At 68.8% G+C, this 6,392-nt stretch carries 7 protein-coding genes and 1 pseudogene; 5 read left to right on the top strand and 3 right to left on the bottom strand.

Features of this window, described 5'->3' with window-relative positions:
• The first annotated feature begins 35 nt into the window (after positions 1–35).
• The 3 genes from VHU88_12925 (at position 36) to VHU88_12935 (ending at position 2,059) form a co-directional block, all read left to right on the top strand.
• A complete protein-coding gene (locus VHU88_12925) occupies positions 36–632 on the top strand; it encodes an MEDS domain-containing protein (protein HEX3612583.1) in 597 nt (198 codons plus the stop codon).
• A gap of 138 nt (positions 633–770) precedes the next feature.
• Positions 771–1,520 (top strand): sigma-70 family RNA polymerase sigma factor, encoded by a 750-nt coding sequence (locus tag VHU88_12930; protein HEX3612584.1) that lies wholly within the window; start codon positions 771–773, stop codon positions 1,518–1,520.
• Between the two features lie 65 nt (positions 1,521–1,585).
• A complete protein-coding gene (locus VHU88_12935; GenBank protein HEX3612585.1) occupies positions 1,586–2,059 on the top strand; it encodes a general stress protein in 474 nt (157 codons plus the stop codon).
• A gap of 288 nt (positions 2,060–2,347) precedes the next feature.
• On the opposite strand, the gene VHU88_12940 is transcribed toward VHU88_12935, so the two are convergent.
• Entirely contained in the window at positions 2,348–2,893 is a 546-nt protein-coding gene (locus VHU88_12940) for a methylated-DNA--[protein]-cysteine S-methyltransferase (GenBank protein ID HEX3612586.1), read from the bottom strand.
• A gap of 357 nt (positions 2,894–3,250) precedes the next feature.
• Here VHU88_12940 and VHU88_12945 point away from each other — a divergent pair, with 357 nt between their 5' ends.
• Positions 3,251–4,402, top strand: a complete 1,152-nt coding sequence (locus VHU88_12945; GenBank protein HEX3612587.1) for a hypothetical protein — start codon at positions 3,251–3,253, stop codon at positions 4,400–4,402.
• 316 nt (positions 4,403–4,718) lie between these two features.
• Here the strand turns inward: VHU88_12945 and VHU88_12950 are convergent.
• A pseudogene (locus VHU88_12950) lies at positions 4,719–5,048 on the bottom strand (DDE-type integrase/transposase/recombinase).
• Between the two features lie 39 nt (positions 5,049–5,087).
• Here VHU88_12950 and VHU88_12955 point away from each other — a divergent pair.
• Positions 5,088–5,222: a hypothetical protein gene (locus tag VHU88_12955; protein ID HEX3612588.1), complete on the top strand. Its 135-nt coding sequence runs from the start codon at positions 5,088–5,090 to the stop codon at positions 5,220–5,222.
• Positions 5,223–5,527: 305 nt separating this feature from the next.
• Here VHU88_12955 and VHU88_12960 read toward each other — a convergent pair whose 3' ends face one another.
• A complete protein-coding gene (locus VHU88_12960) occupies positions 5,528–6,346 on the bottom strand; it encodes an SDR family oxidoreductase (GenBank protein ID HEX3612589.1) in 819 nt (272 codons plus the stop codon).
• Between the last annotated feature and the right edge of the window lie 46 nt (positions 6,347–6,392).

The following is a 6,392-nucleotide window of genomic DNA, read 5'->3' on the forward strand; positions in this document are numbered from 1 at the left end:
ATCAGGACGCCGTCGACGCTCGGGGGGAAACTGCCATGGCAAACACGGTCGCCCTCGGTGTAGCCGGCCTCGTGGTACCGCCCTGCAGCCACATCTGCGTGTTGGTCCGCGGTTCGGAATCGTTCGTGCAGGTGGAGGAACGGATACTGCGCCAAGGTCTGCTCAACGGGGAGGTGTGCCTGGGGGTCCTGGAGGATCCTGCCCGGGAGTCACTGCTGAGCGCGCTGGCCGAGGAGTCGTCAATCGCGGGGCGGCTGCACCTGATCTCCTCGTGGGAGGCATTTCTGGGCCGGGGAGCATTCTCGGCGCTGGAGATGGTCGAACACCTGAGTTTCTCGGTGGGCGCGGCTTTGTCGGCGGCCGGGTGTTCCTTCGCCCGCACCGTCGGGGAGATGAGTGCCACCCTGCGCGAGGTCATCGGCGAGGACCAGTTGATGCGGTACGAATCCGAACTCAACCGGTCCGCCGCCCGTCATCCGCAGCTGTTGCTGTGCATCTACGACCTCGACGGGTTCAGCGGGTCGTCTCTGGTCGAGATCCTGCGCACCCATCCGTGGGTGTTGCTCGGCGACGCCCTGATCAACAACCCGTACTACGTCTCGCCAGACGAGTTCCTGGCCACCCGGGTCTGACGGGCCCGGCAGACCAGGATCGGCGATCGACTTTCGCGCCGACAGGCCGGGGCGGAACCTGCCATCGCTCGCGACCATCGAGTCGTCCCTAACGATGGTCCTGCCGGTGCGGCGGGCCCAGGACGGGCGGTGATCCGGATGAGCACCTGCAACGAGGAGACGGGGCTGTTCGCGGCCCTGCGTCAAGACGATCCCGGGCGACGGGACTTCGCCTTGCGGACGTTGAGCACACGGTACGAGTGGATCGTGCGGTGTGCGGTGCAGCGTTACGGCGGGCGCGGCGAGACGCGCGATGACCTCGCCCAGGTGGCCCGGCTGGGCCTGCTGAACGCCATCACCAGATTCGACCCGGCGCGTGGTTGTCGCTTCCCGGCCTACGCGATGCCGACGGTGACCGGCGAGATCAAGCGGCATTTCCGTGATCGGCGGCGGTTCGTGCAGATCCCGCGCGCCATGCAGGAGCTGCAGCTCCGGATCAATCAGGCCCGGGACCGGCTCGCGCAGCACCTGTGCCGCGAACCCCGGCCCGCGGAGTTGGCCGCGGAGCTTGATGTGCCGATCACCGATGTACGGGCGGCGCTGGACGCGTTCGCGATGTTCAGCCCGATCGACCTGGACGAGCCGATGCCCGTCACGCGGCCGTGGCAATTGCGCCCGGAGCCGTTGGCCGTGACCGATCAGGCGCTGGACCGGGTCGTGGATCTGGTCGCACTGGGCCCGGCCATCGCGGCGTTGCCCGAGCGCGATCGACGCATTCTCGCGCTGCGCTTCTACGAAGACCTGCCCCAGGCGCAGATTGGGGCCGCGCTGGGCCTGTCCCAGATGCACATCAGCCGCTTGTTGACCGGGATTCTCGCCCGGCTGCGCAAGGACCTGGAGGCTGCGTAGCCCGGGTCCTGGGCCGTCGCCCATCCGCGGCCCGCAGCGCGGGCCACCCAACCATGGAGGTAGACATGACTGTCCCCATCACCCCGCTGCCGGGGGTCGTCGTCGAGGAGTTCTTCCGGTACGAGGATGCGGAACGGGCAGTGAACCTGCTGACCGAACGCGGACTGCCGGTGCAACGCGCCGCGATCGTGGGCTGTGAGCTGCGCCTGATTGAACGCATCATGGGCCGGCTCACCTGGCGCACTGCCGTGCTGAGCGGGCTCGCCTCGGGTGCATGGTTCGGACTGCTGATTGGCGTGCTGCTGTCGCTGTTCGCGGCGACCGGCCGTGGTGCGCTGGCCGTCACCGTCGGTTGTGTGCTGTATGGAGCCGGCTTCGGTGTGGTGTTCGGGTTCGTCGCCCGGGCGTTGACCCGCGGTCGGCGCGAGTACGTCTCGCTCAGCCAGATCGTGCCTGCTCGCTTCGAACTGGTCGCCGACGCGGAGTTTGCCGACCGGGCCCGCCAGTCGCTGGCCGGGTCGCGACGACCAACGGCGTGACATGGCGTCCTCAAGCCTCTAGCCCCGGGCCGCCATCGCCCGGAGAGTGAAATTTCACGGCCTGGCGCCCCGCATGGGTGCGGTTCGCGTCGACGTGAGCTGCCGAATGCTCCACTGGTGCGGCCTTGTGTCACCGAGCGGTGAGCAGGGTCGTATCGGTGGGCGGGGCGGCGTGTGGTTCATGGTGCGGGTGGTCTCCCTGCGTGCCGGGCACGGCCTGATCAATGAAGGGGCCGGCCGTCACGCTTGGGTGGACGGGTCGACACATGGCGCAGTGAGCCGCGGTGTTCAGAACAATCGGGTGGCTGGGTCGCTGCCCTGCTGTTCCAGGTCGAGCAGGAACCGCTTGCGGTGCCGGCCACCCGCGTACCCGGTCAGGGCGCCGTTGGCGCCGATCACGCGGTGGCAGGGGATGACGAGGGACAGTGGGTTGCGGGCCAGAGCGGCGCCGACCTCCTGTGCCGTCGTACCGTCGCCGAGTTCCCGCGCGATCCGCCCGTAGGTGCTGGTGCTGCCGTACGGGATCTCCGCGACCCGCGCCCACACCCGCTGATCGCGCGGGGGCCCGATCACCCGGAACGCAGCATCGAATCCCTGTCGTACCCCGGTGAGGTAGTCGTCGAGTTGCGCCACGAACTCGTCGAACCCGTATCGGCTTGCCGTGCCGAACACGGTGTTCGCCGGGGCCGGACGGTGGTGACGGAAGTAGAGCCCCAACAGTTCCCCGGAACGCTGCACCAGCGTGAGATCACCCAATGGTGACGGGACCGACGTGTGCGTGCGCAGTTCCTGCCGGGGTGGCACCCCAGTGGCAAGCAGAGCGGGCATCGTCATGAGAAGCCTCTCCTTCACGAGGAACGTCGATATGACGTAGCGTCAGCTCGAGTTGTGGTTGCGCGGCGGCCCACGGGCCCACTGTCGGGAAGACGCATCGGCGCTACGAAATGTGAGCCATGGCGGCGAACATTCACCGGCGCGCCCGACCTGGCGACACCGACACCGCCCACCAAAACCGCTGCTACGCGGCGGGCACGAGGCCACCATGAGGTTCGAATCTCCGCGACGTCGTGGGTGCCACGACCCGGCCGCTAGGCGGGCGAGCTTCTCGCAACCAGGCAGGTTCCTGTCGGGTGGCGCCGGGCCGGAGGTGAGCACAGGTGTCGATCAGCGCGGCGAGGACTGGGCAGAGACATGACGGCGGGCTCGGCGGGTACGGGGTTCTCAGCGCCACTTGAGGAGATCCTGATCGCCATTGCCTCCGGCGATGCGCCGGACCGTTCGCCTTCCACCACCGAGCACTCGGTGGTGGGGCTGGTGTGTGAGCCCCACGGTGACCCGCCGGAGATGGCGGAGCATCTGGCGCGGGAGCTGGCCCGACGGTTGCCGGTGCCACGCGGCGACCATTGGCAGGTGGAGATCAGCCGCGAGCCGTTGCCGTTGACCGAGGACACTCGCAACGCCGCCCTGCTCGCGTATCTGAGTGAGATCGGCCGGCGCCACGACTGGGACCTGACCGTGTGCATCGTGGACGTGCCGATGCGGGACGGTGCTCGCCCAATCGTGGCCGACGCGAATCTGCACGACCGCACGGCGCTCGTGTCGCTTCCGGCCTTCGGCTGCATGCATCTTGGACGTCGGGTCCGCGACGTGGCGGAATTCGTCGCGCGAGCCCTCGTCGGACGCGAGAAACAGTTGGACAGCGGTCCGGCGGGCCCGTTCGCCGGGTTCCGGCCGGACTCGGACGGGATCGACCTGCGCGTGGTGGCCACCCGCGGCCGGTGGCGGCTGCTGATCGGCATGGTGCGCGCCAACCGTCCGTGGCGACTCGTGTTCGGATTGACCGGCGCGCTGGCTGCGGCCATGGCCGTCGGCGCCTACGTGCTGATCAACTCCGCGGTCTGGCGGCTCGCCCTCGCGCTGGGACCGCTGAAGCTCACCGCGGCCACCGTTTTCGCTGTCGTTCTGATGGTCGCGTGGCTCATCCTCGACCATCAGCTGTGGACGCCGGGTCGGCGCAGCAGACGGGCGCTGTTGTACAACGCCTCGACCGTACTGACCCTGATCACTGGGGTGCTGTGCATGTACGCGGGCGTGTTCGCCGTCGTGCTGGCCGCCTCCACCTTCACGATGGACCCCGGTTACTTCCAGAGCCAGATCGGGCGGCCGGTGCGCGTCGGTGACTACTTCACCGTGACCTGGATGGCCAGCTCGATGGCGATCGTCGCCGGCGCGCTGGGCACGGGGTTCGAGACCGAGGAGGCCGTGCGCCAGGCTGCGTACAGCTACCGGGAGCGGGAACGCCGGGCCGCGTTGCGCGAGATTCACGACCGCGACTCCTCCTAGCACAGCCCCCGCGATCCTCGGGCGGCTCCGAGGTCTTGCGCCTGGCAGCCCTGCCCGTCCGCCTGCGGTCAGCTGATCGCGGCGAACCGTTTGTGGGCGGCTTGGGCGGTGACGCCGAGAGAAGCGCCGATCTTGCCCCAGCTGTAGCCGGCGGCGCGGGCGTTCCCCACGGCGTCTCGCGCGCCCGTCTTGTGGCCGGAGCCTTAACTCCAGCGGTGCCCGACCGTCGACGACCATTCGTGTCCTATTCGAGGCTGTCGCACGAATCTCAGCCGGCTCGACACTCGGGCTGAATGCGCCGGAGCGCACCGGCCGGTCAGGCCGGGTGAGCCTCTTGGCCGCAGGTCTGCGGGTGGTAGGGCCGGGAGCGGGCCGCGGCGAAGCCGCGGGCGTGCAGGGTGATCTCCAACGCGACGCGTCCCCCGCCGCGAAGGGCGCCGGTGAACACCGCGCCGTTGTCGGTGAGCAGGATCGCGGGATCGCCGTAACGGGTGGTGGTTTGGGTGAACACGGTGTTGACCTCGGTGCCCTTGAACACCGTTCGCGCGCGGCTGGCCAGACACAGCCGGGAGTGGTCATCGAGGATGTTGAGGATCTCCACGCCGCTGCCGTCGGCCAGGCGCCAGTGGGTGATGTCGGTCTGCCGGCGTTCGTTGGGTTACCAGGGGGTCGGGCACGACTAGCGGTGCGGCAGGGCGAGAGCCTCCTCGTGCTCAACGTGCGCGTCGGGGCGGTCTTTCCCCCGGAGAAGGCCGCCGAGGCACAGCGCGCGTTCGCCACCGGAAACATCGACGCCAAGGTGGTCCTCGAGATCGACTGAGCCACACGCCTTTACAGCAAGACCACGATCTACGGCCGGGACATCAGGAGAAGTCGCGCCGCCGTCGAACGGGCACCGGCGCTACCCCCGTCTCCAAACGAGAGTGCTGCGCCGCTGACCGGTCAATCGTTCGGTCGGGCACGCCGCTGTTCTGACATTGCGTCACATCGCTGGGTTCGGCCTTGCACCCCACCGGCGGAATGCGTTGGTCGTACAAGGAAGCTCGGCCCCGCTTGGTTTTCGCGCGGCCGTCCACGCGATCGTCACCCAGCCCGACCGGTGGGGGCATGAGCCATCGGCTGCCCTCAGCCCTGGGCCTCGAGGGAGAGCCACTCCCATGCGCGCCAGGTCTGCAGTCGTTGTTCGTAATCGGCGGTCGCCATTTCCAGCGGGCCGTCGCCGAAGAACACCCGCAGCGGCGGTTGGTCGGCGTCGACCAGCTTGAGCACCGCCTTGGCGCTGGCGGTCGGATCGCCCTGCTTGGGCCGGTGGTCGGCGAAGAAGGCGTCCCTGGCCTGGTGGGTCCCGGCGTAGGCGGGCAGCGGTGTGGACTGCTGCATCGACGGTCCGCTCCAGTCGGTGGAGAAACCGCCCGGCTCGATGATCGTGACGTGGATGCCGAAGTCCTTGACCTCGCCGGCCAGTGTCTGGCTGAAGCCCTCGAGCGCCCACTTCGAGGCGTGGTAGGCCCCCAGGCCGGCAAAAGCGGTGATTCCGCCGATCGAGGAGACCTGCAGGATGTGCCCGCTGCGCTGCTCGCGCAGGAACGGCAGCGCGGCTTGCGTGACCCACATCGCCCCGAAGAGGTTGGTCTCCAACTGCGCCCGGAACTCCGCCTCGCTCAGCTCCTCGAGCATGCCCCCCTGGCCGTAGCCTGCGTTGTTCACGACGACGTCGAGGCGACCGAAGTGCGCGTGCGCCCTGGCCACCGCCGCGAAGGCGGCGCTGCGGTCGGTGACGTCCAGGGGGATCGTCAGGATCGCTTCCCCGTAGGTGTCAACGAGATCCTTCAACGTGTCGGTGTTGCGTGCGGTGGCGGCGACGCGGTCACCGCGGCGCAGCGCGGCGACGGTCCACTCGCGGCCGAAGCCGCGGGAGCTGCCGGTGATGAACCAGGTCTTCATGCGATCTCCCCGTGTAATCCATGACGAACCGGAGGAGCCTCCGTTT

Source organism: Sporichthyaceae bacterium (assembly GCA_036269075.1).
Taxonomy (GTDB): Bacteria; Actinomycetota; Actinomycetes; order Sporichthyales; family Sporichthyaceae; genus DASQPJ01.